This window comes from Bradyrhizobium archetypum, assembly GCF_013114835.1.
GTDB classification, from domain to species: domain Bacteria; phylum Pseudomonadota; class Alphaproteobacteria; order Rhizobiales; family Xanthobacteraceae; genus Bradyrhizobium; species Bradyrhizobium archetypum.
The window spans coordinates 56,763-82,233 of sequence record NZ_JAAVLW010000008.1 but is presented as its reverse complement, the minus strand read 5'-3'; the positions used below and the strand labels follow the sequence as shown (position 1 = coordinate 82,233).

The window sequence follows — 25,471 nt, the reverse complement described above, 5'->3', positions numbered from 1 at the left end:
ACCGCAGAAACTAATGCGTCCGCAGATCGCGCTCGCGCTGGATCACTTCGGTCGCGAGCTTCAGATAGGCTTCGCTGCCGACGCATTTGAGATCGTAGACGAGCACCGGCTTGCCGTAGGACGGCGCCTCGGAGATGCGCACGTTGCGCGGGATCATGGTGTCGTAGACCTTGCCGCCCATGAACTGTCTGACGTCGGCGACCACCTGGTTCGACAGATTGTTGCGGGAGTCGAACATGGTCAGCACGATGCCGTGGATCGACAGGTTTGGATTGAGCGTCGAGCGCACCTGCTCTACCGTTTGCAGCAATTGCGACAGACCTTCGAGCGCGAAGAACTCGCACTGCAGCGGCACCAGGATCGCGTCCGATGCCGCCATCGCGTTGACGGTGAGAAGGTTGAGCGACGGCGGACAATCGATCAGCACATAGGTGTAGTCCGTATCCGGCGCGGCGTTCTTGTTCAGCGCCGCGATCGCATCGCGCAGCCGGAACGCACGGCCGGGCGTCGTGCCGAGCTCGAGCTCGAGGCCCGAGAGATCCATGGTCGAGGAGGCGATGTGGAGCCGCGGCACGGCGGTAGCCACCACCGCATCGCGCAGCGGCGCTTCGCCGATCAGCACGTCGTAGGTCGAGCAGCTACGGTTGCGGCGATCGATGCCGAGACCTGTCGAGGCGTTGCCCTGCGGATCGAGATCGACGATCAGCACGCGCTCGCCAATCGCCGCGAGTGCGGTACCTAAATTGATCGCCGTGGTTGTCTTGCCGACGCCACCCTTCTGATTGGCCAGCGACAGGATACGCGGATGAGGCGGCGGTGTGGGATCCCTATCTTCCTGATATATCTGGTCTAATTCGCTCATGCCCGATCGCCATGTGTGATCGCGGAGTGATCGCGCCGCTCGATCCGATCGAGTTCGACGATCCAGCCGTGCCCGCCCGTCCGGCTGGAATGGAGTCGCGGTTCAATATTCCAATATTTAGTGGCTTCAGTCAATTCAGCCTCTACATCTTGGCCCTTGAGAAATAACGCCTTAGCGCCGTTTCTTACAAATGGTTCCGCGAAACCGACAAGCTGATGTAATGGAGCCAACGCCCGTGCAGTGACGCAATCGACGCTGCTACCGATTCTATCCACAATATCCCCGATTCCTGCCAAATGCACGGTCGCAGCCGCTGAAGTTATGCGCACTGCCTCCCGCAGGAAGGCCGCTTTCTTGGCGTTGCGCTCGACCAAATGAACGTTGGCGTCCGGCATTCCCGCTAATGCGCAGGCCAACACGACCCCTGGAAAGCCGCCGCCACTCCCGAGATCGACCCAGATTTTTGCCGACGGCGCCAAGTCAAGAAGCTGCAGCGAATCGGCGACGTGTCGCGTCCAGAGATTGGGAAGCGTGGAGGGCGCAACGAGATTGGTCTTGGCCTGCCACGCCAAGAGGAGAGCGACATAGCGATCGAGCCGCCCCACCGTCTGAGGTGAGACAGGCGTGAGCGCGAGCGCCTCCGCCTTGTCCGTGGCCGAGGGAAGACTGGCCGGTTGGATTTTGCTCATGTCTGATGGTTGCTCGCTAAGGGTCGGCCATTGGACGAGCGGGTCCCCACGCCCGGCCGCAACGATGCACGCCCTGACCGTTTCACGTGAAACAGATTCTTTACGCTGTCGCTCGCGAATTCTTCCGCCGCGCCTCGCGACGCAGATGGGCCGCCAAAATACCCAGCGCCGCCGGCGTCAAACCGTCGAGTCGACCCGCATGCCCAACCGTCCGTGGCTGTGCCGCCTGGAGTTTCGCACGCGCCTCGTTCGAAAGCCCGGGCACGTCGGCATAATTGATACCGGTCAAGACGAGACCCTCGTCCCGCCGGAAGGCATCGACGTCGGCGATCTGGCGCTTGAGGTAGACATCGTATTTTGCGTCGATCTCGAGATGCACGGCGATAGACGGATCGATGCCTGACAGCTCCGGCCAGATACCCCGCAGGGTCGCCCACTCGATTTCCGGATAGGCCAGCAACTCAAACGCCGAGCGGCGCTGGCCGTCCCGGTTGAGAGCCAGCCCGTGCTTGGCCGCTTCGTTGGGAGTCAGGGTCAGCGACCTGGCCAACGCCTTGGCATTTTCCAACGCAGCCATCTTGGCGCGATGCCGTTGCGAACGCGCCTCCCCTACGCAGCCCAAGGCGATGCCTTTGTCGGTCAGGCGCTGGTCGGCATTGTCGGCTCGAAGCGTCAGACGATATTCAGCCCGCGAGGTGAACATCCGATACGGCTCGGTGATCCCGCGGGTCACCAGATCGTCGATCATCACTCCGAGATAGCCATCCGCCCGATCGAATATGATCGGGTCGGCGCCGCTCGCCGCCAGTGCCGCATTAAGGCCAGCGACGATCCCCTGCGCCGCTGCCTCTTCATATCCAGTGGTGCCATTGATCTGCCCGGCCAGGAAGAGGCCGGGCATACGCTTGGTCTGCAGGGTCGGCTCAAGCTCGCGGGGGTCGACATGGTCGTATTCGATGGCATAGCCGGGCCGCAGCATCTTGACCCGCTCAAGTCCGGGAATGCTCGCCAGGATCGCGAGCTGAACTTCCTCCGGCAGCGAGGTCGAGATGCCATTGGGATAGACCGTGCGGTCGTCGAGGCCCTCCGGCTCCAGGAAGATCTGGTGGCCGTCGCGATCGCCAAACTTGACGATCTTGTCTTCGATCGAGGGACAGTAGCGCGGACCGCTGCTCTTGATCTGACCGGAATACATCGGCGAGCGATGCACATTGGCCCGGATCACCTGATGGGTCGCCGGCGTCGTCCGGGTAATCCCGCACTGGATTTGCGGCGTCGTAATCCGGTCGGTCATGACCGAGAAGGGCTCGGGCGGTTCGTCTCCGGGCTGCATTTCGACTGCCGACCAGTCGATGGTCGTGCCGTCGAGCCGCGGTGGCGTACCGGTCTTCAGTCGACCGAGCGTAAAGCCCGCCCGCTCAAACGAAGCCGAAAGTCCCATCGCCGGAGCCTCGCCGACCCGGCCGGCGGGCCAGTTCTTTTCGCCGAGATGGATCAGACCCCGCAGGAAGGTCCCGGTGGTGACAACCACTGCGCCGGCCCTCAACTCACGGCCATCCCCCAGACGAATTCCGGTGACACGGCCGCTTGAGACGAACAGCTCATCCGCCTCGCCCTCGATGACGCTGAGATTGGTGGTCTCGCGGATCGCGGCCTGCATGGCGGCGGCATAAAGCTTGCGGTCGGCCTGCGCGCGCGGACCGCGGACCGCCGGACCCTTGCGGCGATTCAGCATCCGAAACTGAATGCCTCCGGCATCGGCCACCCGGGCCATCAGACCATCCAGGGCGTCGACCTCGCGAACCAGATGGCCCTTCCCGAGACCGCCGATAGCGGGATTGCAGGACATCGCTCCCACCGTCGCAAAACGGTGGGTCACCAGTGCCGTCCTGGCACCCATGCGTGCAGCGGCGCTCGCCGCCTCGCAGCCGGCATGGCCGCCACCGATGACGATGACGTCGAAGGAGTTAGCCTGGAAAATCATGGCGCGACTTCTATCCCGGAGTTGGAAAACCGGGAAGCAGAAGTTTGCTTAGCAATTGTTTCACGTGAAACGCTCGGACTAGCCGAGGCTTGTTTCACGTGAAACACAGGTAAGAGAAGGTTACTTACCTACACAGAACTCGCGGAAAATGACGTCGAGTATATCCTCGACATCGACCCGCCCGAGTAGCCTTCCCAAAGAGTAAGCCGCGGCACGCAACTCTTCCGCCGCCAGCTCCTCGCCGTTCCCAACGATCTCGACACAGCGCCGCAGCGACGCCGCCGTTTCCTGCAACAGCTTTCGCTGCCGCGCCCGGCCGATCAGACCACCCTCATCGCTGCCGAAGTAGACTTGCGCAAACTCGACCATCGCCGCGATCAGTACCGATAGCCCGTCTCCGCGGGTAGCCGATATCCGGAAAACCCGGCCGCTGGACGACTCGGCCAATGGCCGATCCGTCGTGTCGAGATCGATCTTATTGCGTACCAGCCAGACCGGCGCGGCCGCCTCGCCCTCACCTTCGCGCACAACACCCGACGCGTCCGTCAGCCACAACACGAGGTCGGCGTCCGCCGCCCGGGCGCGGGCACGTCGAACACCCTCCTGCTCCACGGGATCATCAGTCTCGCGAATGCCCGCGGTATCGATCACGGTTACCGGATAGCCCTCGAGATCGAGCTGCACCTCGATGACGTCGCGCGTGGTGCCAGCATGCGGCGACACGATCGCGACTTCACGACGCGCGAGCTGATTCATCAGCGTCGACTTGCCGACGTTCGGCGGCCCTGCGATCGCAACAACGAGACCGTCGCGAAGGCGTTCACTCCGCCCCTGCTCTGCCAGAACCTCCTCGATCTCCGTTAGCAACGCTTTGACCTTCGCCAATGCCGGCGCGATCAATTCTTCCGGCACGTCGCCCTCGTCCGAGAAATCGATCCCGGCCTCGATCAAGGCTGAAGCCTCGATAATACGGGCCCGCCAGTCCCGCGCCTTGTCTCCGAGCAGTCCCTTCAACTGGCGCAGCGCCTGGCGCCGCTGTCGATCGGTGTCGGCATGAATGAGATCGTCGAGAGCTTCGGCTTCGGTAAGATCGAGCTTGCCGTTCTCGAAAGCGCGCCGGGTGAATTCACCGGGCTCGGCCGGGCGAACATTATCGAATTTAGACAGTGCCGCGAACAAGGCGGCCAGCACCGCACGCCCGCCGTGGACGTGGAATTCCACGATGTCTTCGCCTGTCGCACTGGCCGGACCAGGAAACCACAACACCACGGCATCGTCGATCGGCCGCTGGCTGATATCGCGGAGCAGAGCCCGTGTGGCGATCCGCGGCGGTGGCAATCTGCCGGCCAGCGCCGTCACCACGTTCCCGGCCTGCGGACCCGAGGCGCGCACCAAGGCAATCGCGCTCGGTGGCCGGCCTGACGATAAAGCAAAGATTGTCTGGTCCCGCGGGTGCATGGCCTATTTGTGCGGGAGGGGCTGAAAAGGCAACGCGATTCAGCGGTGAACAAAAAAGCAAGGGGTCGGCCGGTCCGTCACGACGGACGATCTCCTACCCGGACACAAAGTAACCGGCGTGCACCAAGTTCGGGCTCACTCTACTTTGCATGGGGTTGTTTTCGCGATTTTTGTGTCCAGGCGTCCCCGGAGGAAACAAACCGCCTAAGAGTCAACTACTTATATGGTTAATCAATCGACAACATCGGGCCTCCGACCTCTGCGCATAAAAAAGGCGCCCCGCGGCTACGAGGCGCCCTCCCCCAAGCCCGGTATCCCGGCTCAGGTATTCATCGAGTCGAAGAACTCGGCGTTGTTCTTGGTGTTGCGGAGCTTATCGAGCAGGAAGTCGATTGCATCCATCGTGCCCATCGGATTCAGGATCCGCCGCAGCACATACATCTTCTTCAGAAGCTGCGGATCAGTGATCAGCTCTTCCTTGCGGGTGCCGGAGCGCGAGATATCGATCGCCGGGAAAGTCCGCTTGTCCGAGACCTTGCGGTCGAGGATCAGTTCGGAGTTACCGGTGCCCTTGAATTCTTCGAAGATGACTTCGTCCATACGGCTGCCGGTATCGACCAGCGCCGTCGCGATGATGGTGAGCGAACCGCCCTCCTCGATGTTGCGCGCGGCACCGAAGAAACGCTTCGGCCGCTGCAGCGCGTTGGCGTCGACACCGCCGGTCAGCACCTTGCCCGATGACGGCACCACGGTGTTGTAGGCGCGGCCCAGACGCGTGATCGAGTCCAGGAGGATCACGACGTCGCGGCCGTGCTCGACCAGGCGCTTGGCTTTCTCGATCACCATCTCGGCGACCTGGACGTGACGCACCGCCGGCTCGTCGAAGGTGGACGACACCACCTCGCCCTTCACCGAGCGCTGCATATCCGTGACTTCTTCCGGACGCTCGTCGATCAGGAGAACAATCAGGTAGCATTCGGGATGATTGGCGGTGATGGAGTGCGCGATGTTCTGCATCAGCACCGTCTTGCCGGTGCGTGGCGGCGCCACGATCAAAGCGCGCTGGCCTTTGCCGATGGGCGCGACGATATCGATCACCCGTGCGGAAAGGTCCTTTCGCGTGGGATCTTCGAGCTCAAGGCGGAAGCGCTGATCCGGAAACAGCGGCGTCAAATTGTCGAAATTGACTTTGTGCTTGGACTTTTCCGGATCTTCGAAATTGAGCGTGTTGACTTTCAGCAGCGCGAAATAGCGTTCGCCTTCTTTCGGGCTGCGGATGTGGCCTTCGATGGTGTCGCCGGTGCGCAGGCCGAAACGGCGGATCTGCGACGGCGAGACGTAGATGTCGTCGGGGCCGGGCAGGTAGTTGGCATCGGGCGAGCGAAGGAAGCCGAACCCGTCGGAGAGAACCTCGACGACGCCTTCACCGATAATGTCGATTTCCGAAATCGCGAGTTGCTTGAGAATTGCGAACATCAGCTCCTGCTTGCGCATCGTGCTGGCATTTTCGACCCCGCTCTCTTCGGCGAACGTTACAAGCTCGGCCGGCGTTTTCGATTTGAGGTCTTGGAGTTTCATTTCCCGCATTGGGGTGGTCCTGTGGAGTGTCTTTAGAAGGGATGCGAGGTAGCTTTAAGAAAAAGCGGCCACGAAAAGGGAAGGTCCGCAGGTCTAAGCAAGGAAAGCGCCGGTGAGGCTTCAAACCTGATGCGGCGGCCGGTCCAATGAAGGAACCGGAACGCAGCCACATCCGCCTGCGTGGGGTGGGATTTCGATAATATAGAAAATCGCCCGCTGCTTCGCAAGCTGGTGAGAAACCGGCCCTTCCAGGAAAAGTGGGGCTAGAATGGCTTCACGATCACCAGGACGACGATGAAGATCATTAGTATGGTTGGTACCTCATTGATAATACGATAGAATTTCTGGCTTCGGGTGTTGCGGTCGGCGGCGAAATCCTTGACCCAGCGGACAAAAAAACCGTGGATACCCGACAGGACGAGCACCAGCGTCAGTTTGGCGTGAAACCAGGGCGACGTGTACCAATGTCCGCTCCAGGCCATATAGATCCCGGCCAGCCAGGTGACGATCATCGCGGGGTTGATGATCATCTTTAACAATCGCCATTCCATCACCTTGAAGGTCTCGGATTGCTTGGATCCGACCTCGGCTTCGCAATGATAGACGAACAGTCGCGGCAGATAGAGCATGCCGGCCATCCATGAGATGACGGCGATCACGTGCAGCGCCTTGATCCACTCATACATTGTAGTCGGGCCTTGTCTCGGAACATTCCGATCCTCGCCGCGTCGAAGAAGCTTCGCCCGCGTGGGACGCAAGACATATCCGCAAAGCTCCGCTTCTCTAAACTAATAATTTTAGAATCTTAGGTTTGAGTCTAAGTGGCAGTGATTTGGACTCACACAAAATCTTCCCGCTTTTTTACGCGCCTTGTTCACATCTCCCATCGATTCCGGCCGAACGTCGGTTCATCGGGATAACGCCACGCCTATCAATCGCTTGCGATAGTTCGTAATCAGCTTATCAAGAGACAAATCCACATCTTCTCACTATCATTGCCGCCAGGCGGTGGACTTGTCCTCGCAAGACGCCCTGTGAAGAAACCAAGGGTTTTCCCGCAGGCGGCGGCGCGGGGCCTGGCATCTCGGTTAAGCTCCACAGGATTCACAGGATTACACAGGGGTTCTGGTGCCCACGACCGGCAACTATTTTCATCTGCATCTGGTCTCGGACTCGACCGGTGAAACACTGATTACGGTGGCGCGCGCGGTGGCTGCGCAATATGCCAACGTGACGGCGGTCGAACATGTCTATCCGCTGGTGCGCAGCCAGAAGCAGCTCGACCGCGTGCTCGACGAGATCGAGGAGGCGCCGGGCATCGTGCTCTTTACGCTTCTGGAAAAGGATCTGGTCGGCCGGCTCGAAGCCAAATGCAAGGACATCAACATCCCGAGCCTCTCGATCATCGGGCCGGTGATGCAATTGTTCGAGGCCTATCTCGGCGCGGCAACGACGGGCAGGGTGGGGGCCCAGCACGTCCTGAACGCGGAATATTTCAAACGCATCGATGCGCTGAACTACACCATGATGCATGACGACGGGCAGCACGTCGAAGGTCTGGAAGACGCCGACGTCGTCTTGGTCGGCGTATCCCGCACCTCGAAGACGCCGACCTCGATCTATCTTGCCAACCGCGGCATCCGTACCGCCAACGTGCCGCTGGTGCCGGGCATTCCGCTGCCGCACCAGCTCGAGACATTGAAGAAGCCGCTGGTGGTTAGCCTCCATGCAACGCCGGAGCGGCTGATCCAGGTCCGGCAAAATCGATTGCTGAGCATGGGCGCCGATACCCCCAATGACGACTACATCGATCGGCAGGCGGTGGCCGATGAAGTCGCCTATGCCAGGAAACTGAGTGCCAAATTCAGTTGGGCGCAGCTCGACGTGACCCGCCGCTCGATCGAGGAAACCGCCGCGGCCGTGCTGAAATTGTTCACCGATCGTCAGCGGCAGCGGCTTGCAGAATGACGCCGCCGCGATGACCATCTGGCGTGGACAACATGCGCTGATTCTCGCCTCGCAGAGCCGCGCGAGGCAGCTGCTGCTTGCCAACGCCGGCATTCAGATCGAGGCGATACCTGCCGACATAGATGAGCGCGCGGTGCAAAACAACTCCGGCCTTTCTGCGCCGGGCGAGATTGCGGAACTCCTGGCGCGCGAGAAGGCGACATTCGTATCGGCGCGACATCCGGGCCGCTACGTCGTCGGTGCCGACCAGACCCTGGCGCTTGGAAGCAAGCTGTTCAGCAAACCTTCGGGCCACGCGCAGGCCGCCAAGCAATTGCGCCTGCTCGCCGGCAACAGCCATCAACTGCACTCCGCCGTTGCCGTTGCCCGCGACGGCAAGATAATGTTTGCCGATGTCAGCATTGCCACAATGACCATGCGCGGCTTGGGCGATAGCGAGATCGAAGCCTATCTGGATCAGGCCGGGGAGGCGGTTACCACCAGCGTCGGTGCCTATCAGTTCGAAGGGCTTGGCGCGCATCTGTTCGAACGGATCGACGGCGACCACTTCACGATTCTCGGCCTGCCGCTGCTGCCGCTACTGGCATTCCTGCGCGGCGAGGGGCTGCTCAATGTCTAGAACGGGAATGGCGATCTGATGCGGATTCTCGGACTGACCGGCTCGATTGGGATGGGAAAATCCACCACTGCAAAGCTGTTCGCCGAGGCGGGCGTGCCGGTGTATGATGCCGATGCCGCCGTCCACAAAATCTATGAAGGCGAGGCGGCGCCCGCGATCGAAGCGGCGTTTCCCGGGACCACCGTCAACGGCAAGGTCGATCGCGCCAAATTGTCCGCCAAGGTGGTGCACGATCCCGCCGCCATCAAGCAGCTCGAGCAGATCGTTCACCCGATGCTCGGCGCCTCGCGGCAGAAATTCCTCGCTGATGCCGAACGATCCGGCGCGCCGGTGGTGGTGATGGATATCCCGCTTTTGTTCGAGACCGGCGGCGAGAAGCGCGTCGATGCCGTCGTCGTCGTCAGCACTGATGCGGCAACCCAGCGCGAGCGTATTCTGGCGCGCGGCACCATGACCAATGAGGCGCTCGACGCCATTCTGGCGCGGCAATTGCCCGATGCCGAAAAGCGCAAACGCGCCGATTTCGTAGTGGATACGTCGCATGGGCTGGACCCGGTGCGCGCGCAGATCAGCGACATTCTGGCTGAGGTCGTTAAGATGCCGCAACGGCGGACCTGATTCGCCGCTGCTTCAGATTCCGTAAGAGTCCATGCGCGAAATCGTCCTCGATACCGAAACCACAGGCCTCGATCCGCTGCGCGGCGACCGCCTGGTCGAGATCGGCTGCATCGAGATCTTCAACCGCATGCCGACCGGACAGACGTTTCATCGCTACATCAATCCCGAGCGCGACATGCCGGCGGAAGCCTTCGCCGTGCATGGCCTGTCCACCGAGTTCCTCGCCAGCAAGCCGTTGTTCACGGAGGTGGTCGAGGAGTTCCTTGAGTTCATCGGCGATGCGCCGCTGGTGATCCACAACGCCTCGTTCGACATCAGCTTCATCAATGCCGAGCTGGACCGCATCAAGCGGCAGCCGATTTCGCGCGAGCGGCTGATCGATACGCTGTTGCTGGCGCGGCGCAAGCATCCCGGCGTCTCGAACCGGCTAGATGATCTCTGCTCGCGCTATGCGATCGACAATTCCCGCCGGACCAAGCACGGCGCGCTGCTCGACGCCGAGCTATTGGCAGAAGTCTATATCGACCTGATCGGGGCGCGGCAGTCGCAACTGATCCTGGCGTCGGAAACCCGCGTGACGATCACCAGCGGGATCGGCGAAACGCCACGCCGCCAGCGCGAGGTTCCATTGGCGCCGCGAATCACCGACGCGGACCGCGAGGCCCATCGCGCCTTCATCGCCACTTTGGGCGACAAGCCGATCTGGAACGATTTTCTGCCGGCTGCGGTTTAGCGGCTGATCGCTGGGCTTTAGCTTGGCTTGGCACCGGATGCAGCCTGTGCCGCAGCCTGCCGCTCCATGTTTTGACGGTACAAACCGACGAAATCGACCGGATCCAGCATCAAGGGTGGGAAGCCGCCGTCGCGCACCGCGGTCGCGATGATCTCGCGCGCGAACGGGAACAACAGCCGCGGGCATTCAATCATCACCAGCGGGTGCAGGTTTTCCTTGGGCACATTGACGATGCGGAACACGCCCGCATAGGCCAGTTCGAAGCTGAACATTACTTTACCGGCGCCTTCAGCCTTGCCCTCGATCGAGAGCGTCACCTCGAACTCGTTTTCCGAGAGATTATTGGCGGAAACGTTGATCTGGATGTTGATATTCGGCTGCTGCTGTTGCGGCGCGAGCGAGGAGGGAGCGTTCGGATTCTCGAACGACAGATCCTTGGTGTATTGGGCCAGCACATTGAGCTGGGGAGGGGCCTGTTCGGGAGGCGCGCCGTTGCCGTTCGTCATGAAACTCTCTCCTGAAGCGCGCGCGAGCGCGGGCCCTTGTTCGTCTGAATTCGCCCGATGGACGAAAATCTCTCTTCCGGGCGAGTGGCTATCATAGCCCCGGCTCATTCCACAAGGACGACGGCCCGACGGCAGGCAGGCGGACACCGCCAATTGTGACGGATACGCCTAATACGGCCCTGCCGGTCGCCGAAGGCGTATCCTAAATAATTGAATATGCGTGATTTCCGGACGCGATCGGGTTTCCCCTCACCGCCAAAACGCGCTACAATCGACCCGCGCCAAAACGCGCCATTGGCCGGGCGCAGTTTCATGCCTACATGCTGCAGTCTCAATCGATGATGTAATCTTTGCCGTTCTCAGGGAAACTCGGACAAGAGCTTGTCACCCCGGGAACGCTCGACAGCCGGGCCCGTTGCCGGCGCTAGAACCAGAAAGCGAATACGACGTGGACATCTACACCATCATCTTCCTGGCGCTGGCGGTCTTTATCTTCCTGCGCCTGCGCAGCGTCCTCGGACAGCGCACCGGCAGCGAACGGCCGTATGACCGAGCCGCGCCTAATGTCGCGCAGCGCACGCAGGACAATAACGTCGTTCCGATGCCGGGCACCGTGATTGATCAGACGCCGCTGGCGCCGAACGCCGACATATCGATGGCCGATCGCTGGAAGGGCATTGCCGAACCGGGCACGCCGCTGGCCGCCGGCCTGGATGCCATCGCCGCCCAGGACTCCTCGTTCGATCCCCGGCATTTCCTTTCCGGCGCTCGCAGCGCCTACGAAATGATCGTGCTGGCATTTGCCAATGGGGACCGCCGCGCGCTGAAGGATCTGCTGTCGACCGAGGTCTATGACAGCTTCGAGGCCGTGATCAGGGATCGCGAGAAGCATGAGCAGAAGACCGAAACGCGATTTGTTTCGATCGACAAGGCCGAGCTGGTGAACGCCGAATCCCGCGACCGTGCGGCGCAACTGACGGTTCGTTTCGTGTCGCAGATGATCTCGGTCACCCGTGACAAGACCGGCGCTATCGTCGATGGCAATCCCGACAAGGTCGCCGATATCACCGATGTCTGGACATTCGCCCGCGATACGAACTCTCGCGATCCGAACTGGAAGTTGGTTGGCACTGGAAGCGCGGCCTGAGACGCAGAACCTTTTGACGCTCGCGTTCGGCGCGATCGCTTTGACGTTGTCGCTCGCGCCGATGGATGCGCAGGCACGCCAGGCGCGTCCGCACAACCAGACACAGCCGTCGCCAGCACGCCACCTTCCATATCCAGATCTCGAATTGCCGTTTCAGATCAGCGGCGGCCAGTATGCACCGGTCGCCTGGTCCGAGATCGCGGGCTGGAGCGAGGACGACCATCTCGCAGCCTACACGACATTTCGCGTAAGCTGCAGGCCGATAGCGGCGCTGCAAAAGCCGCCTGCCGAGCCGAAGGCGCTTGGCACGTCGCTGCGCGATCCCTGCCGTATCGCCAGGGGCCTCGAACTATCCGATGGTGCGAAGGCCAGGGCTTTCTTCGAGGAGCACTTTCTTCCGTTGCGGATTTCGCGGCTTGGCGAAGGCGAGGGTTTTGTCACCGGTTATTACGAGCCCATCGTCGACGGTTCACGGACGGAGAACGAGGTCTACAAGGTGCCGGTTTATCGCCGGCCGTCGAACCTGTTCGTTCGCGGCACCACGCAGGCCTCGGCCGGCTTGCCCAACAAGGGCCAGGTGTTTCGCAAGATCGGCCGCCGCAAGCTGGTGCCCTATTACGATCGCGCCGAGATCGAGGATGGCGCAATTGCCGGCCGCGGCCTCGAAATCTGTTACCTGAAGGAACAGACCGATCTTTTGTTCTCGCAGATCCAGGGGTCGGCGCGGGTCAGCCTCGACGACGGCTCGACCCTTCGCATCAATTACGATGCGCATAACGGCTATCCCTATACAGCGGTCGGCCGCATCCTGATCGAGCGCAACATCATCCCCAAGGATCAGATGTCGATGCAGAGGATCCGGGAATGGATGGAGCAGAATCCGAATGAGGCCGACGAGCTGCGGCGGCAGAACAAGTCCTATGTCTTCTTTCGCGAGGTGCAGCTTTCCGACAAGGATGAAGCGGTCGGCGCCCAGGGCGTGCCGCTGACGCCGGGCCGGTCGATCGCGGTCGACAAGGCGCTGCATGTCTATGGCACGCCGTTCTTCATCGAAGGCGAGCTGCCGATCGAATCAGAGCAATCGAAGACGCCGTTCCGCCGGCTGATGATCGCGCAGGACACCGGCTCCGCGATCGTCGGGCCGGCGCGCGCCGATCTTTATTTTGGCGCCGGCGCCGACGCCGGCAAAGTTTCCGGCCGCCTTCGTCACAATGCCCGCTTCGTTATGCTGGTGCCGAAGAGTCTCGATCCGGTCGCGCGTGGCCGCAAGATGCCGGTGCCTGACGAACGGCCGTCGGAGAAGATCGCAAAACTGTTTCCGCAAACCGATCCGTCGAAGGATTCGCCAAAGGAACAAAAGAATGCCGCGAAGGCGCCTGAGGTTACCACGGCCACCAATACCAAGCCCGTACCGCAGGCGGTGACGGCGCCTACAGCCGGACCCTCGCAGGCTCGTGCTGTCCAGGCCGCCGTGGCAAAGCCGGTGCCGCTTCCTGAGCCGCGGCCGAAGCTTGAAGCTGCTACGGTAAAGCCGTATCCGCGTCAGTTGCGCCGTTATCGCCATCGTCAATGAAACGCCGGCCGTCGAATTTGATTCCCGAATTGCCAGAGCCGCCGCGCCGAAAGCGCGGCCTGAGCGAAGAAGAGCGCGCGCTGTGGGAGAGCGTCGCCAAGCAGGTCAAGCCGTTGCGCAAGCGGCACCGCGCCTCGAAGCTGTCGACGGCTCCGGCGGAAGCGGAGCGCAAGACCGCGCCAAAATCCGCTGCTTCGCCGCGGCCTGTCGCGCCGGTGCGAAGCATTGTGCCCTCAAAACCCGAACCACCGCCGCTGGCCCCGATCGGTCGCCGTGAGCGATCGCATCTGTCGCGCGGCCGGAAAGAGATCGATGCCCGGCTCGACCTGCATGGCATGACGCAGCCGCGCGCACATCGCGCATTGCTTGGCTTCCTGCAGCGCGCCCATCATGACGGGCTGACCTTCGTGCTCATCATCACCGGCAAGGGCAGGGTGGGAGGCGAATCCGAACGCGGCGTTCTGCGACGTCAGGTGCCGCAATGGCTTGGCCTGCCGGAATTCCGCGCGCTGGTGGTCGGCTTCGAGGAGGCCCATGTCGGCCATGGCGGCGAGGGCGCGCTCTATGTTCGTGTCAGGCGCGCGCGTCACTAAGGTCTATCAGAACGGCCGCATGATGCGGACGGCCTATGGGTCCCACGCATTCGCGGAGGCGATGCAAGTCTACAGAATAAACCGGCTCAGATCCGAGTTCTTGGCGAGATCGCCAATGTGCTTCTGCACGTAGTCGGCATCGACCTTGATGGTCTCGCCATGACGGTCCGGCGCGGCGAACGAAATCTCGTCCAGCACGCGCTCCATCACCGTCTGTAACCGCCGCGCGCCGATATTCTCCACCGCCGAATTGACGGCGACCGCAATGTCCGCCAGTGCATCGATGGCGTCGGCGGTGATATCGAGCGTCACGCCTTCGGTGTGCATCAGCGCGACATATTGCTTGATCAGCGACGCCTCCGGCTCGGTCAGGATGCGACGCATGTCGTCGCGGGTCAGCGCTTCCAGCTCGACGCGGATCGGCAGGCGCCCCTGCAACTCCGGTAACAGGTCCGAAGGCTTGGCGATATGAAACGCGCCGGAGGCGATGAACAGGATATGGTCGGTCTTGACCGCGCCGTGCTTAGTCGTGACCGTGGTGCCCTCGATCAGCGGCAGCAGGTCGCGCTGCACGCCTTCGCGCGACACATCTCCACCGAGGCGGTTTTCGCGCACGCAGATCTTGTCGATCTCATCGAGGAACACGATGCCGTTGTTCTCGACCGCGGCGATCGCCTCCAGCACGAGCTGGTCGTTATCGAGCAGCTTGTCCGACTCCTCATTGATGAGGATTTCGTGCGAGCCTTCCACCGTCAGACGACGGGTCTTGGTCCGGCCTCCAAGCTTGCCAAAGATATCGCCGATCGAAATCGCGCCCATCTGTGCGCCGGGCATTCCCGGGATTTCGAACATCGGCATGCCGCCGGAGGACTGCGTCTCAATCTCGATTTCCTTGTCGTTCAGCTCCCCGGCGCGCAGTTTCCTGCGGAAGGAATCCCGGGTGGCCGGGCTGGACGCTGGTCCGACCAGCGCGTCGAGCACGCGTTCTTCGGCGGCAAGCTGCGCGCGGGCCCGCACGTCCTTGCGCTTGCGCTCGCGCACCTGAACAATCGCGACCTCGACGAGATCGCGGATGATCTGCTCGACGTCGCGGCCGACATAACCGACTTCGGTGAACTTGGTGGCTTCGACCTTGATGAACGGCGCGCCGGCCAGTTTCGCCAGCCGCCGCGCAATCTCGGTCTTGCCGACGCCGGTCGGCCCGATCATCAGGATGTTTTTCGGCAGCACTTCCTCGCGGAGCGAGCCGGTGAGCTGCAGCCGCCGCCAGCGATTGCGAAGCGCGATTGACACCGCGCGCTTGGCGTCGGTCTGGCCGACGATGAAGCGGTCAAGTTCGGAGACGATTTCACGGGGAGAAAAGTCGGTCATATGTCCTAGGTAGGCGTCCAATGTTGTGAGAACAAGCCGTGGATGAGGGCCAACTCAAATGATCGGTGGCCCACCCTGCCATAGCTTGATCGTTTCGAAGGGGTGAATCAGCATGATGATGTTGAGCGTCAGATTGTCGCGAATGTGGAGCGCCAACACCAGTTCGAACAGGAGCGCGAGCGCCACGGTGATGCTTACCGGCAGCTTTTTCGCCAGCAGGAAGCCGCCGATCATCGCAACTGAGTCGGAGATCGAGTTGACGATGGTATCGCCGAAATAATCCAGGGAGATCGTGCCGGCGCGATAGCGGTTGATGATCCAATCGGAATTTTCCACCAGTTCCCAGCCGCCTTCCACCAGCAAGGCAAGGATCAGTCGGCCCTGCCAGGCGAGCCGAGGGAACGCGAGGAACGTAGCGCCATAGAACAGGATGCCATGCAGGATGTGCGACAGCGTGTACCAGTCGGCGATGTGCTGCGAGTTTTCCGAACTCTGCACCACGCCGTGCCAGAGCTTGACATAGCCGCAGGCGCAGATCGGCAGGCGTCCCATTCCGTAGAGAATCGCGGCTTGGGCTGCGAGGATCCCGGCGGCGATCGACAGCCATTGCCAGCCTGAAAGGGTGCGGATAATCGGCGCCTTGTCAATGCTGCTGGTCGAGGTCATGCGTTACGGACCATCAAGAGGGCGGGGCCATCAGGTGTATCGACTATGCGAACTTTAGCAAAGCCCGCCTTCTCGTAGGCACGAATGGCTCTCGTGTTGGCCGGATCGGGATCGGTGACGATGCGCGGCGCGCCATTTCGCAAGCGTGCGTCGGCGAAGGTGCGAATGAGTGCCGAGCCATGGCCGCGCTCGATCATGCCGGGTTCGCCGATGAACAGGTCGATGCCGCTTGTGCCGTGCGGATGCTCGCCGAAGCCCGAATTCCACGCGGTCAGGGCGTAACACTGCAGATAGGCAAAATCGCTGCTTGCTGACGAGACGATGAACTGGTCCATTGCCGGTTCGTGCAGATCGCCGCTGACCAGGTCAAATTGTTCGGCCGGATCGCCCCACCATTGCACGACATGCGGCTCCGCCAGCCAGCGACGGACCAGCGGCAGATCGGCTGATGTCATCGGACGGAACGCATATTCCGGCGCCATGACCGGCGGCTCCTCTCAGAGCGTCTCGATCGTGACGTTACGGTTGGTGTAGACACAGATATCAGCGGCGATATCGAGCGCACGGCGCACGATTGTCTCGGCATCCTTGTCGGTATCGACAAGCGCGCGGGCGGCCGCCAGCGCGTAGTTGCCACCGGAGCCGATCGCCATCACGCCCGCTTCCGGCTCCAGCACGTCGCCGGTGCCGGTCAAAACCAGCGACACGTCCTTGTCGGCAACGATCATCATCGCCTCCAGGCGGCGCAGGTAGCGGTCGGTCCGCCAGTCCTTGGCAAGCTCGACCGCCGCCCGGGTCAATTGCCCCGGATACTGCTCGAGTTTGCTCTCCAGCCGCTCGAACAGGGTGAAGGCATCAGCGGTGGCGCCGGCAAAGCCGCCGATCACGTCGCCCTTGCCGATTTTTCGGACCTTTTTGGCGTTGGCCTTGATGACGGTCTGGCCGATCGAGACCTGGCCGTCACCGCCGATCACCACCTTGCCGCCCTTGCGAACCGTCAAAATCGTCGTGCCGTGCCAGATCGGCCGGTTATTCTCAGATGCGTGCATGAAGTGCCCTCGTTCCCGCCAGATTTAGGGGCTGATGGGTGGGGTTACAATCGCGGGATTCTACGCCGATTTTGCTCACCATAGGCGCAAGTTCGGCCCTTTCGGGGGCCATCCCGCAGTAGCGAAGGCGACATCGGCCTGTTAAAAGGGCCGCGTTTTCGGCCCCCAAGCGGCCAAAGGGATCAGTTTTCATGCGCACAGCGTCCATCAAGCGCAAGACCAAGGAAACCGACATCGAGGTCGCGGTAAACCTCGACGGCACGGGCGTGTCGAAGATATCGACCGGCATCGGCTTTTTTGACCATATGCTCGATCTCCTGGCCCGACATTCCCGCATCGACATCACCGTGAAAGCGGATGGCGACCTCCATGTCGACCACCATCACACCACCGAGGACGTTGGCATCGCGCTGGGACAGGCCGTGAAGCAGGCGCTCGGCAACATGGCGGGCATCACCCGCTATGCCTCGATCCACATGCCGATGGACGAGACGCTGTCGCGCGTCGTGATCGACATTTCGGGCCGCCCAGTTTTGGTGTTCAAGGTCGCATTCCCGCGCGACAAGGTCGGGCAGTTCGACACCGAGCTGGTGCGCGAATGGTTCAACGCCTTCACCATCAACGCCGGCGTGACTTTGCACGTCGAGACCTTATATGGCGAGAACAGCCATCATATCGCCGAATCCTGTTTCAAGGGTCTGGCGAGGGCGCTCCGTGCCGCGGTTGCGATCGATCCGCGCGCGGCGGACGAAGTGCCTTCCACCAAGGGTCAGCTCGGCGGCTGACCATCGTTCGTGTCTCGCGGCGGAGAGCTACGATGCGGGTCTATACAGTGCATGCCCCCGTGGGTGACGGCGCCGATCTGGCCGCGGCCGATAAATTCGTCTTCGTTCGTGACGGCTTCCATTTCTGGGCCGCGGTTGCGAGCGTGATTTGGCTCCTCTGGCACCGGCTGTGGCTGGCCTTGGTCGGCTGGATCATTTTCATAACTGCGGTCCAGTTCGGGATGTCGGCGCTGGGCGCCAGCCGCGGCACCATGTTCGTCGTCGACGTCCTGATCGCCATTCTGATGGGGCTGGAAGCGGCCAGCTTGCGGCGCTGGACGCTGTCTCGGCGCAACTGGCGCCAGCTGGACGTCGTGGTTGCCGACGACCAGGAAGCGGCCGAGCGCCGCTTCTTCGAGCGCTGGGCCGCCAAACAGCGTGGCTTCGCCAATGACCAATATGCGGTCGATCGCGGCGCGCCGCCGCCGACCCGCAACATTACGGGCCAGTCGTTCTCCAAACCGCCGCCGCCATTGCCGCAGGGCGGCATCATCGGCCTGTTTCCGGAGCCGGGAGGGCCGCGATGACCGTTGCGATTGTCGATTACGGCTCGGGCAATCTTCACTCGGCGGCAAAGGCCTTCGAGCGGGCCGCGCGAAGCATGGAAGATCCACAGAAGGTGATGGTGACGCGCGATCCGGATATGGTGTTTCGTGCCGATCGCATCGTGTTGCCCGGCGTCGGAGCTTTCGCCGATTGCCGCCGGGGCCTTGATGCGGTGGACGGCATGCTGGACGCGATGGCGGAAGCCGTGCGCGTCAAGGCGCGGCCGTTCTTCGGCATCTGCGTCGGCATGCAGTTGATGGCGACGCGCGGCAAGGAGCATGTGGTAACCGAGGGCTTCAACTGGATCGAAGGCGACGTCGAGAAGATCTCGCCGCGCGAGGAAAACCTGAAGATCCCGCACATGGGCTGGAACACGCTCGACCTACTGCGCGAGCACCCGGTGCTGGAGGGTTTGCCACTCGGGCCGAACGGCCGCCATGCCTACTTCGTGCACTCCTATCACCTCAACGCTTCGAATGAGGCGGATGTGCTGGCGCGCGCCGATTACGGTGGGCCGGTGACGGCGGTCGTGAGCAAGGACACCGCGATCGGCACGCAATTTCACCCCGAGAAGAGCCAGCGTTTCGGGTTGGCCCTGATCTCGAACTTTTTGAAATGGAAGCCGTGATCCTCTTTCCTGCGGTCGACCTGAAAGACGGCCAGTGCGTGCGCCTCGAGCAGGGCGACATGGCACGCGCGACCGTGTTCAATCTTGATCCCGCGGCGCAGGCGCGATCCTTTGCCGAGCAGGGATTCGAATATCTCCATGTTGTCGATCTCGACGGCGCCTTTGCCGGCAAGCCGATGAACGCGCGCGCGGTTGAAGCGATGCTGAAAGCCGTCACCATGCCGGTGCAGCTCGGCGGCGGCATTCGCGATCTCAAAACCGTGGAAGCCTGGCTCGCCAAGGGCATTGCCCGCGTCATCATCGGCACCGCGGCGGTGCGCGATCCGGAGCTGGTGAAGAACGCGGCGAAAAAATTTCCCGGCCGCGTCGCCGTCGGTCTCGATGCGCGCGACGGCAACGTCGCCGTCGAAGGCTGGGCCGAAACCTCGCAGGTATCAGCGCTCGAAATCGCGCAGCGTTTCGAGGACGCCGGCGTCGCCGCGATCATCTTTACCGATATTGCGCGCGACGGCCTGCTCAAGGGCCTCAACCTCGATGCGACGATTGCGCTGGCCGAGCGCATTTCGATCCCCGTGATCGCTTCCGGTGGCCTCGCCTCGATCGAGGACGTCAAGGCGCTGCTCGAGCCGCGCGCCAAAAAGCTCGCCGGCGCCATTGCCGGCCGCGCGCTGTATGATGGCCGGCTCGATCCGGCTGCCGCCTTGGCGTTGATCCGCACCGCGCGCGCTGCGGTCTAGGAGATTTGCGATGTTCAAGGTCCGCGTCATTCCGTGTCTCGACGTCAAGGACGGCCGGGTGGTCAAGGGCGTCAATTTCGTCGACCTGCGCGACGCCGGCGATCCCGTCGAGGCCGCGATCGCGTATGACGCCGCCGGCGCCGATGAATTGTGCTTCCTCGATATCACGGCGACCCACGAAAACCGCGGCATCATGCTGGACGTGGTACGGCGTACGGCGGAAGCCTGTTTCATGCCGCTAACGGTCGGCGGCGGGGTCCGCACTATCGAGGACATCAAGACGCTGCTGCGCTCCGGCGCCGACAAGGTCTCGATCAATTCGGCCGCCGTCTCCAACCGCGAATTCGTCAAGCAGGCGGCCGAAAAATTCGGCGAGCAGTGCATCGTTGTCGCGATCGACGCCAAGCGGGTCAAGCGCGCCGGCGGCTCGGACCGCTGGGAGATATTCACCCATGGCGGCCGCAACCCCACCGGGATCGACGCCATCGAATACGCGCAGGAAGTGGTGTCGCTCGGCGCCGGCGAGATCCTCTTGACCTCGATGGACCGCGACGGCACCCGGCAGGGGTTCGACCTGCCGCTGACGCGGGCCATCGCCGACAGTGTTCCCGTACCGGTCATTGCCTCCGGCGGCGTCGGCAATCTCGACCACCTCGTCGACGGCATCCGCCAGGGCCACGCCACCGCGGTGTTGGCCGCCTCGATATTCCATTTCGGCGAATTTACCATACGCCAAGCCAAGGAGCACATGGTGCGGGCTGGCTTGCCGATGCGGCTCGATCCCTGACGACTCCCCGTCACAAAAGTGCTAAGTCCTGACTTAAGTCCTGCCTTGGGACGGCGTCGCGGCCTTTGGCCGGGCGCGAGCGTTGAGTTCGGTTGATGTCGCGTTTCACGATCCACGATCTGGCCGCCACCATCGATGCACGGGCCGCATCGGGGGGAGAGGCGTCGTACACCCGCAAATTGCTCGACAGGGGTGCCGAGCACTGCGCCAAGAAGCTGGGCGAAGAGGCGGTCGAGACCGTGATCGCGGCGGTCGAGGACGACCGCGGCCACCTGATTGCCGAGAGCGCCGACCTGCTGTTTCATTTGCTGGTGCTTCTGAAGGCGCGCGGCGTGAAGCTTGAAGAGGTCGAGGCCGCGCTGGCGCAGCGGACGTCGATGTCCGGGCTCGAGGAGAAGGCGTCGCGCAAGCGCGACTGACCGAGAGGGCAACGCATGGATATCCGGGCTCCCGACCAGCAATACAACCCTTACCGCATCTTCACCCGCGAGCAGTGGGCGCGGCTGCGCGACGACACGCCGATGACGCTGGAGCCGGGCGAATTCGAGCGGCTGCGTTCGATGCATGACCGCCTCGACCTGCAGGAGGTCGAGGACATCTACCTGCCGTTGTCGCGGCTGTTGTCGATCTATGTTGATGCGACCGATCGGCTTTTCCGGGCGCAGCGCCAGTTTCTCGGCATCCGCGATCGCAAGGTGCCCTACATCATCGGCGTCGCCGGCTCGGTCGCCGCAGGCAAGTCAACCACCGCGCGCGTGCTGCAGGCGCTGCTCGCACGCTGGTCGCCGCGGCCCAAGGTCGACCTGGTGACGACCGACGGTTTCCTGTTTCCCAATGCCGTGCTCGAGCGGCAGGGAATGATGCAGAAAAAGGGCTTTCCCGAGAGCTACGACCTGCCGATGCTGCTGTCGTTCCTCTCCGACATCAAGGCCGGGCGCCGGCCGGTGCGTGCGCCAGTCTATTCGCATCTGGTCTACGACATCGTGCCGAACGAGTGGATCGAGGTCGACCGCCCCGATATTCTGATCGTCGAGGGCGTCAACGTGCTGCAGACCGGCCGCCTGCCGCGCGACGGCAAGGCAGTGCCTGTCGTGTCCGACTTCTTTGACTTCTCCGTCTATATCGATGCCGAGGAGTCGGTGCTGCGCGAATGGTATGTGCGGCGCTTTCTTGCGCTCAGGGACACCGCGTTCCACGATCCCAAATCCTACTTCCATCGCTATGCAGTGCTCTCCGACGAGGAAGCGACGGCGACTGCGATCGCGATCTGGGAGCGCACCAACCTCGCCAATCTCGAGGACAACATCCTGCCGACCCGTCCGCGCGCAACGCTGATCCTGAAAAAGCGTGCCGATCATCTCGTCGAGACGGTGGCGCTGCGGCGGCTGTAGGATCGTAGTGGCGGGTGGGCAAAGGCGCACTTGCGCCGGGCCCACCATCTCCTATCCGATCGATGACTAACATGGTGGGCACGCTTCGCGTTGCGCACCCTACAATCCTTAATGCGTCACGCCGCAATGTGCCGTGCCGCGATCACCCCGGCGAGTGCGTCGGCGAGTTTCTCGCGATCAAGCGGCTTGATCAAAAATCCGTCCATGCCGGCTTCGAAGCAGGCGTAACGGTCTTCCACCAGCGTATTGGCGGTGAGCGCGAGGATCGGCGTCCGGCTGCCCGGCTCGCCGGCCTCGAGCGAGCGCATCCGCTTGGTGGTTTCGATGCCGTCGAGCTGCGGCATCTGGATGTCCATCAGGACGAGATCATAAGGGCTGCCGGCGGATTTCGCTGACAGCCAGGATTCCAGCGCCTCGGCGCCGTTGGTGGTGATGACGGCGTGATGGCCGAGCCGGCCGAGCAGCGAGCGGATCAGGAGCGCATTGATCTGATTGTCCTCGGCAACCAGGATTGACAGGCCCTTGGCTGCCGGCGCGGCGGGCGTTCCGTTGGCGTCGATCGCCGGCTCCAGGCTCGGCGCGGCCACTTCCGGCGCGGCCGTCAGGCGGGCCGCGAGCGAAGCCGCGCGCAGCGGCTTGACCAGATAGCCGGTGAGGGCGGAAGTGGCGGACGGCTGCATTTCGTGCCGCGTCGCCGGCGTGAACATCACGATGCGCTGGGTGGCGTGAAGGCGCGCGGCTTCGCCGAGCCGTTCAATATCGGCAAGCCCCAGCGCGTGATCGATCAGCACGGCATGCCAGGGGCGCTCGGGCAGCAGCGCCTCGGCGACATCGGCCTCGGATATCATGCAGGTCTGGCCGCCCCAGCGCTGCAGCCGACGCGCGGTCAGCGAAGCCTCGATGCTCGCGGGCGAGACCAGCATGATCGACTGACCAGAGAGATCCGGCATGGTGAACGAAGTCTGTTCGCCCTCGGCGGCGACGAGCGGGATCGACACTTGGAAGGTCGAGCCAACGCCCGGCTGGCTCTCTAGCGTGATGCGGCCGCCCATCCGCTTGACGATGCGGTCGGAGATGCTCAGCCCGAGCCCGGTGCCGCCATAACTGCGGGCGATCTTGTCGTCGGCCTGCTCGAACTCGCGGAAGATCCGCTCGCGCGCCTCGGGCGCGATGCCGATGCCGGTGTCGCGCACCAGGAAACTGATTTCATTCGGCCAGATGCCGGGCTCGACGATCAGGGCGACGCCGCCGTTCGAGGTGAACTTGATCGCATTGCCGGCGAGATTAAGCAGCACCTGCCGCAACCGCGCCGCGTCGCCGATCACGTGCGCCGGGAGCCGCTCGTCGACATAGGCGGCCACCTCGATTTTCTTGGCTTCCGCCCGCGGCGCCAGCAATTCGGTGATGTCCTCGATCAGGCCCGACAGCGCAAACGGGCGATGTTCGAGGTCGATCTTGCCGGCCTCGATCTTGGAATAATCCAAGAGCTCTTCGATCAATGCGAGCAGCGCGTCGCCGGAGGTCTTTACCGCCTTGACATAGGTCGCCTGTTCCGGCGTCAGCGGCGTGTCCATCAGCAGGCTGCTCATGCCGATGATGCCGTTGAGCGGCGTGCGGATTTCGTGGCTTGCCATTGCGAGGAAGCGCGACTTGGCGCGGCTCGCCGCGTCCGCCTGATCGCGGGCCTCGGTCAGCGCGCGCTCGCTTTCGGTGCGATCGGTGACGTCGCGGCCGACGCTTTGCATTTCCGCCGGTCCTCCGGCGTCGTTGCGGACGAGACCCTCGCGCCACGCGATCCAGCGCGGGCCGAGCGGTCCTTCGATCAGCTGGTCGTGAACGCGGGTGCCGTTCGGTTCGAGCGCGGTGTCGCCCTGTTCGAGCACGGAAAGCTCGAAACGGCTGCCGATCAGCGCCTCGCGGCGCATTTGCGCGAGCTCGCAATAGGCGTCGTTGACAAAGGTGATGCGGCCCTCGGCGTCGCGCAGCACGATGAGATCGCCCTGCGATTCGAACAGGCGGCGGGCGCGCTGCTCGGCTTCTTGCAATTCCCAGTTCCGATCGGCCAGCGCCTCATTATGCAGCGCGACCTTGCGCATCTTCTTGCGCAGCAGGCGGAACCGGACGCTGAACGTCGCGAGCGCGACGCAGGCAATCGCAAACAGGAAGGCGACGCCGATCGCAAAGTTGTGCGGGTCATAGCCGGAATTTTCCGCTCGGCTACCGGTAATGAATCCGTAGGCGGCGCCGAACACGATCGAGAAGACCATGAACGAGCGGAGCACGAAGGTCAGCCAGGGATGCCGGCGACCGAAACGGCGAAAGCGAAGCTTGATCCGGAAAGTCCGTCCCATCCCAATAACCCTGAGCTTGCTGCCTGAATTGAACCGGCCTGCTTCGCCGCCTCTCTGAGGCAGACGATGCGTCGCCGACGTTGCAAAGTGCTTGAGGGTCCCAGCGCGTAACAGTCGCGATGAGAACAGGGTGAACGAAGGTTTAATCGAGCATGGTCCGGACCCGGAGGGCCGCGTTCGCGCAAAGCGGAAACCGGTTTTCCGGCGAGACCATGCTCCAAACCTAAAGCGACGCCGCGTCGACGCGGTGGCGCTCGCCGCGGGCGCCGACGATCAGGGCGGCGGCGTCGAACGGCGAAAAGCTCTTCGAGGATACGAAGATGCGGTAGTCGGCCGGCCCATCCCGCGACAGATAGATGACGGGATCTGACGCGGATGGACGGCGCGAGATCGCGACCAGTCGCGGCGGTGCGATGCTCTCGCAGGCGCCGGCTTCGGACGTATCGATGTCGTCGATCACGGTGAAGTCGGCCGCTTCGGCGTTATCGGAAATCTGGACCCGAACCGTCGCGCGGGCGGGATCGTTGGTGAAGCTGACGTGGCGGTGCGCCTGCCAGGAGAGCGCGGCGATTTGGACAGTCGTGCCTGCGATCTCGATACAGGGCCGCGGACCGCCCAAGAGCTCGCCCCGCGCGAACAGGGCAACAATCGCCAACGGAATCACCGAAGCCAGGATCTTCAAACGCAACATGACACGCTACTCGCTCACCATAAGCCCGCAACATGGGGCTTGTGGTTGGCAGAGAGTAAAGGAAACTGGTTACCGCCACGTTGACGCCGGTTGTTGTTTGTG

General features: G+C 62.6%; 27 protein-coding genes. 14 read left to right on the top strand and 13 right to left on the bottom strand.

Annotation, left to right across the window (positions count from 1 at the left end):
- Positions 1 to 10: 10 nt before the first annotated feature.
- From HCN50_RS25705 to hemJ, 6 genes are all read right to left on the bottom strand, one after another.
- A complete protein-coding gene (locus HCN50_RS25705; RefSeq protein WP_171712693.1) occupies positions 11 to 862 on the bottom strand; it encodes a ParA family protein in 852 nt (283 codons plus the stop codon).
- Complete coding sequence (gene rsmG, locus HCN50_RS25700) at positions 859 to 1,551, bottom strand: 16S rRNA (guanine(527)-N(7))-methyltransferase RsmG (protein WP_171712692.1); 693 nt, start codon at positions 1,549 to 1,551, stop codon at positions 859 to 861. Before rsmG ends, HCN50_RS25705 begins: the two co-directional genes overlap by 4 nt.
- A gap of 100 nt (positions 1,552 to 1,651) precedes the next feature.
- The gene (mnmG, locus tag HCN50_RS25695) at positions 1,652 to 3,535 is read right to left on the bottom strand and encodes a tRNA uridine-5-carboxymethylaminomethyl(34) synthesis enzyme MnmG (RefSeq protein WP_171712691.1); all 1,884 of its coding nucleotides are present in this window, start codon (positions 3,533 to 3,535) and stop codon (positions 1,652 to 1,654) included.
- 120 nt (positions 3,536 to 3,655) lie between these two features.
- Positions 3,656 to 4,993 carry a tRNA uridine-5-carboxymethylaminomethyl(34) synthesis GTPase MnmE gene (mnmE, locus tag HCN50_RS25690; RefSeq protein ID WP_171712690.1) on the bottom strand — a complete coding sequence of 446 codons (1,338 nt, stop codon included), beginning with the start codon at positions 4,991 to 4,993 and terminating at the stop codon, positions 3,656 to 3,658.
- 321 nt (positions 4,994 to 5,314) lie between these two features.
- On the bottom strand, positions 5,315 to 6,580 hold the full coding sequence (rho, locus tag HCN50_RS25685; RefSeq protein ID WP_171712689.1) for a transcription termination factor Rho: 1,266 nt from the start codon (positions 6,578 to 6,580) through the stop codon (positions 5,315 to 5,317).
- Positions 6,581 to 6,834: 254 nt separating this feature from the next.
- A complete protein-coding gene (gene hemJ, locus HCN50_RS25680) occupies positions 6,835 to 7,257 on the bottom strand; it encodes a protoporphyrinogen oxidase HemJ (RefSeq protein WP_171712688.1) in 423 nt (140 codons plus the stop codon).
- 442 nt (positions 7,258 to 7,699) lie between these two features.
- Here hemJ and HCN50_RS25675 point away from each other — a divergent pair, with 442 nt between their 5' ends.
- The 4 genes from HCN50_RS25675 to dnaQ are packed head-to-tail and all read left to right on the top strand — an operon-like array spanning position 7,700 to position 10,509.
- A complete protein-coding gene (locus HCN50_RS25675; protein WP_171712687.1) occupies positions 7,700 to 8,539 on the top strand; it encodes a pyruvate, water dikinase regulatory protein in 840 nt (279 codons plus the stop codon).
- A 10-nt stretch (positions 8,540 to 8,549) separates the two neighbouring features.
- Positions 8,550 to 9,158 (top strand): Maf family protein, encoded by a 609-nt coding sequence (locus tag HCN50_RS25670; RefSeq protein WP_171712686.1) that lies wholly within the window; start codon positions 8,550 to 8,552, stop codon positions 9,156 to 9,158.
- 18 nt (positions 9,159 to 9,176) lie between these two features.
- A complete protein-coding gene (coaE, locus tag HCN50_RS25665) occupies positions 9,177 to 9,776 on the top strand; it encodes a dephospho-CoA kinase (RefSeq protein WP_171712685.1) in 600 nt (199 codons plus the stop codon).
- A 31-nt stretch (positions 9,777 to 9,807) separates the two neighbouring features.
- The gene (dnaQ, locus tag HCN50_RS25660) at positions 9,808 to 10,509 is read left to right on the top strand and encodes a DNA polymerase III subunit epsilon (RefSeq protein WP_171712684.1); all 702 of its coding nucleotides are present in this window, start codon (positions 9,808 to 9,810) and stop codon (positions 10,507 to 10,509) included.
- A gap of 17 nt (positions 10,510 to 10,526) precedes the next feature.
- On the opposite strand, the gene secB is transcribed toward dnaQ, so the two are convergent.
- Positions 10,527 to 11,015: a protein-export chaperone SecB gene (secB, locus tag HCN50_RS25655; RefSeq protein ID WP_171712882.1), complete on the bottom strand. Its 489-nt coding sequence runs from the start codon at positions 11,013 to 11,015 to the stop codon at positions 10,527 to 10,529.
- Between the two features lie 448 nt (positions 11,016 to 11,463).
- Between secB and HCN50_RS25650 the strand changes: the two genes are divergently transcribed.
- The 3 genes from HCN50_RS25650 to HCN50_RS25640 are packed head-to-tail and all read left to right on the top strand — an operon-like array spanning position 11,464 to position 14,328.
- Complete coding sequence (locus HCN50_RS25650; RefSeq protein ID WP_171712683.1) at positions 11,464 to 12,162, top strand: Tim44/TimA family putative adaptor protein; 699 nt, start codon at positions 11,464 to 11,466, stop codon at positions 12,160 to 12,162.
- Positions 12,140 to 13,735, top strand: coding sequence for a murein transglycosylase A (gene mltA / locus HCN50_RS25645; protein ID WP_376700321.1), 1,596 nt, complete (start codon positions 12,140 to 12,142; stop codon positions 13,733 to 13,735). Before HCN50_RS25650 ends, mltA begins: the two co-directional genes overlap by 23 nt.
- Entirely contained in the window at positions 13,732 to 14,328 is a 597-nt protein-coding gene (locus tag HCN50_RS25640) for a Smr/MutS family protein (RefSeq protein ID WP_171712681.1), read from the top strand. The genes mltA and HCN50_RS25640 overlap by 4 nt, the downstream gene beginning before the upstream one ends.
- A 69-nt stretch (positions 14,329 to 14,397) precedes the next feature.
- Here HCN50_RS25640 and hslU read toward each other — a convergent pair whose 3' ends face one another.
- Genes hslU through hslV form a run of 4 tightly spaced genes read right to left on the bottom strand, consistent with a single transcriptional unit; the run spans position 14,398 to position 17,414 of the window.
- Complete coding sequence (gene hslU, locus HCN50_RS25635) at positions 14,398 to 15,699, bottom strand: ATP-dependent protease ATPase subunit HslU (protein ID WP_171712680.1); 1,302 nt, start codon at positions 15,697 to 15,699, stop codon at positions 14,398 to 14,400.
- A gap of 54 nt (positions 15,700 to 15,753) precedes the next feature.
- Positions 15,754 to 16,365, bottom strand: coding sequence for a DUF2585 domain-containing protein (locus HCN50_RS25630; protein WP_171712679.1), 612 nt, complete (start codon positions 16,363 to 16,365; stop codon positions 15,754 to 15,756).
- Positions 16,362 to 16,847: a GNAT family N-acetyltransferase gene (locus tag HCN50_RS25625; protein WP_171712678.1), complete on the bottom strand. Its 486-nt coding sequence runs from the start codon at positions 16,845 to 16,847 to the stop codon at positions 16,362 to 16,364. Before HCN50_RS25625 ends, HCN50_RS25630 begins: the two co-directional genes overlap by 4 nt.
- Before the next feature lie 15 nt (positions 16,848 to 16,862).
- Positions 16,863 to 17,414, bottom strand: coding sequence for an ATP-dependent protease subunit HslV (gene hslV, locus HCN50_RS25620; RefSeq protein WP_171712677.1), 552 nt, complete (start codon positions 17,412 to 17,414; stop codon positions 16,863 to 16,865).
- A gap of 191 nt (positions 17,415 to 17,605) precedes the next feature.
- Between hslV and hisB the strand changes: the two genes are divergently transcribed.
- From hisB to coaA, 7 genes are all read left to right on the top strand, one after another.
- Positions 17,606 to 18,199, top strand: a complete 594-nt coding sequence (gene hisB / locus HCN50_RS25615; RefSeq protein WP_171712676.1) for an imidazoleglycerol-phosphate dehydratase HisB — start codon at positions 17,606 to 17,608, stop codon at positions 18,197 to 18,199.
- A 32-nt stretch (positions 18,200 to 18,231) separates the two neighbouring features.
- Positions 18,232 to 18,765, top strand: coding sequence for a DUF2628 domain-containing protein (locus HCN50_RS25610; protein WP_171712675.1), 534 nt, complete (start codon positions 18,232 to 18,234; stop codon positions 18,763 to 18,765).
- Positions 18,762 to 19,412: an imidazole glycerol phosphate synthase subunit HisH gene (gene hisH / locus HCN50_RS25605; protein ID WP_171712674.1), complete on the top strand. Its 651-nt coding sequence runs from the start codon at positions 18,762 to 18,764 to the stop codon at positions 19,410 to 19,412. Before HCN50_RS25610 ends, hisH begins: the two co-directional genes overlap by 4 nt.
- A complete protein-coding gene (hisA, locus tag HCN50_RS25600; protein ID WP_171712673.1) occupies positions 19,400 to 20,149 on the top strand; it encodes a 1-(5-phosphoribosyl)-5-[(5-phosphoribosylamino)methylideneamino]imidazole-4-carboxamide isomerase in 750 nt (249 codons plus the stop codon). Before hisH ends, hisA begins: the two co-directional genes overlap by 13 nt.
- Before the next feature lie 10 nt (positions 20,150 to 20,159).
- Positions 20,160 to 20,936, top strand: a complete 777-nt coding sequence (gene hisF / locus HCN50_RS25595; RefSeq protein WP_171712672.1) for an imidazole glycerol phosphate synthase subunit HisF — start codon at positions 20,160 to 20,162, stop codon at positions 20,934 to 20,936.
- 95 nt (positions 20,937 to 21,031) lie between these two features.
- Positions 21,032 to 21,355 carry a phosphoribosyl-ATP diphosphatase gene (locus HCN50_RS25590; RefSeq protein ID WP_065726142.1) on the top strand — a complete coding sequence of 108 codons (324 nt, stop codon included), beginning with the start codon at positions 21,032 to 21,034 and terminating at the stop codon, positions 21,353 to 21,355.
- Positions 21,356 to 21,370: 15 nt separating this feature from the next.
- Positions 21,371 to 22,327, top strand: coding sequence for a type I pantothenate kinase (gene coaA / locus HCN50_RS25585; protein ID WP_171712671.1), 957 nt, complete (start codon positions 21,371 to 21,373; stop codon positions 22,325 to 22,327).
- A gap of 116 nt (positions 22,328 to 22,443) precedes the next feature.
- Here the strand turns inward: coaA and HCN50_RS25580 are convergent, their stop codons facing one another.
- Together HCN50_RS25580 and HCN50_RS25575 are read right to left on the bottom strand one after the other, a co-directional pair.
- Entirely contained in the window at positions 22,444 to 24,678 is a 2,235-nt protein-coding gene (locus HCN50_RS25580; RefSeq protein ID WP_171712670.1) for a PAS domain-containing hybrid sensor histidine kinase/response regulator, read from the bottom strand.
- A 223-nt stretch (positions 24,679 to 24,901) separates the two neighbouring features.
- Entirely contained in the window at positions 24,902 to 25,369 is a 468-nt protein-coding gene (locus HCN50_RS25575) for a hypothetical protein (RefSeq protein WP_171712669.1), read from the bottom strand.
- Positions 25,370 to 25,471 lie beyond the last annotated feature (102 nt).

Coding starts and splice junctions, on each gene's coding strand:
- HCN50_RS25705 (WP_171712693.1), bottom strand. CDS start 862: ATGAGCGAATTAGACCAGATATATCAGGAAGATAGGGATCCCACACCG.
- rsmG (WP_171712692.1), bottom strand. CDS start 1,551: ATGAGCAAAATCCAACCGGCCAGTCTTCCCTCGGCCACGGACAAGGCG.
- mnmG (WP_171712691.1), bottom strand. CDS start 3,535: ATGATTTTCCAGGCTAACTCCTTCGACGTCATCGTCATCGGTGGCGGC.
- mnmE (WP_171712690.1), bottom strand. CDS start 4,993: ATGCACCCGCGGGACCAGACAATCTTTGCTTTATCGTCAGGCCGGCCA.
- rho (WP_171712689.1), bottom strand. CDS start 6,580: ATGCGGGAAATGAAACTCCAAGACCTCAAATCGAAAACGCCGGCCGAG.
- hemJ (WP_171712688.1), bottom strand. CDS start 7,257: ATGTATGAGTGGATCAAGGCGCTGCACGTGATCGCCGTCATCTCATGG.
- HCN50_RS25670 (WP_171712686.1), top strand. CDS start 8,550: ATGACCATCTGGCGTGGACAACATGCGCTGATTCTCGCCTCGCAGAGC.
- coaE (WP_171712685.1), top strand. CDS start 9,177: ATGCGGATTCTCGGACTGACCGGCTCGATTGGGATGGGAAAATCCACC.
- dnaQ (WP_171712684.1), top strand. CDS start 9,808: ATGCGCGAAATCGTCCTCGATACCGAAACCACAGGCCTCGATCCGCTG.
- secB (WP_171712882.1), bottom strand. CDS start 11,015: ATGACGAACGGCAACGGCGCGCCTCCCGAACAGGCCCCTCCCCAGCTC.
- HCN50_RS25640 (WP_171712681.1), top strand. CDS start 13,732: ATGAAACGCCGGCCGTCGAATTTGATTCCCGAATTGCCAGAGCCGCCG.
- hslU (WP_171712680.1), bottom strand. CDS start 15,699: ATGACCGACTTTTCTCCCCGTGAAATCGTCTCCGAACTTGACCGCTTC.
- HCN50_RS25630 (WP_171712679.1), bottom strand. CDS start 16,365: ATGACCTCGACCAGCAGCATTGACAAGGCGCCGATTATCCGCACCCTT.
- HCN50_RS25625 (WP_171712678.1), bottom strand. CDS start 16,847: ATGGCGCCGGAATATGCGTTCCGTCCGATGACATCAGCCGATCTGCCG.
- hslV (WP_171712677.1), bottom strand. CDS start 17,414: ATGCACGCATCTGAGAATAACCGGCCGATCTGGCACGGCACGACGATT.
- hisB (WP_171712676.1), top strand. CDS start 17,606: ATGCGCACAGCGTCCATCAAGCGCAAGACCAAGGAAACCGACATCGAG.
- HCN50_RS25610 (WP_171712675.1), top strand. CDS start 18,232: ATGCGGGTCTATACAGTGCATGCCCCCGTGGGTGACGGCGCCGATCTG.
- hisH (WP_171712674.1), top strand. CDS start 18,762: ATGACCGTTGCGATTGTCGATTACGGCTCGGGCAATCTTCACTCGGCG.
- hisA (WP_171712673.1), top strand. CDS start 19,400: ATGGAAGCCGTGATCCTCTTTCCTGCGGTCGACCTGAAAGACGGCCAG.
- hisF (WP_171712672.1), top strand. CDS start 20,160: ATGTTCAAGGTCCGCGTCATTCCGTGTCTCGACGTCAAGGACGGCCGG.
- HCN50_RS25590 (WP_065726142.1), top strand. CDS start 21,032: ATGTCGCGTTTCACGATCCACGATCTGGCCGCCACCATCGATGCACGG.
- coaA (WP_171712671.1), top strand. CDS start 21,371: ATGGATATCCGGGCTCCCGACCAGCAATACAACCCTTACCGCATCTTC.
- HCN50_RS25580 (WP_171712670.1), bottom strand. CDS start 24,678: ATGGGACGGACTTTCCGGATCAAGCTTCGCTTTCGCCGTTTCGGTCGC.
- HCN50_RS25575 (WP_171712669.1), bottom strand. CDS start 25,369: ATGTTGCGTTTGAAGATCCTGGCTTCGGTGATTCCGTTGGCGATTGTT.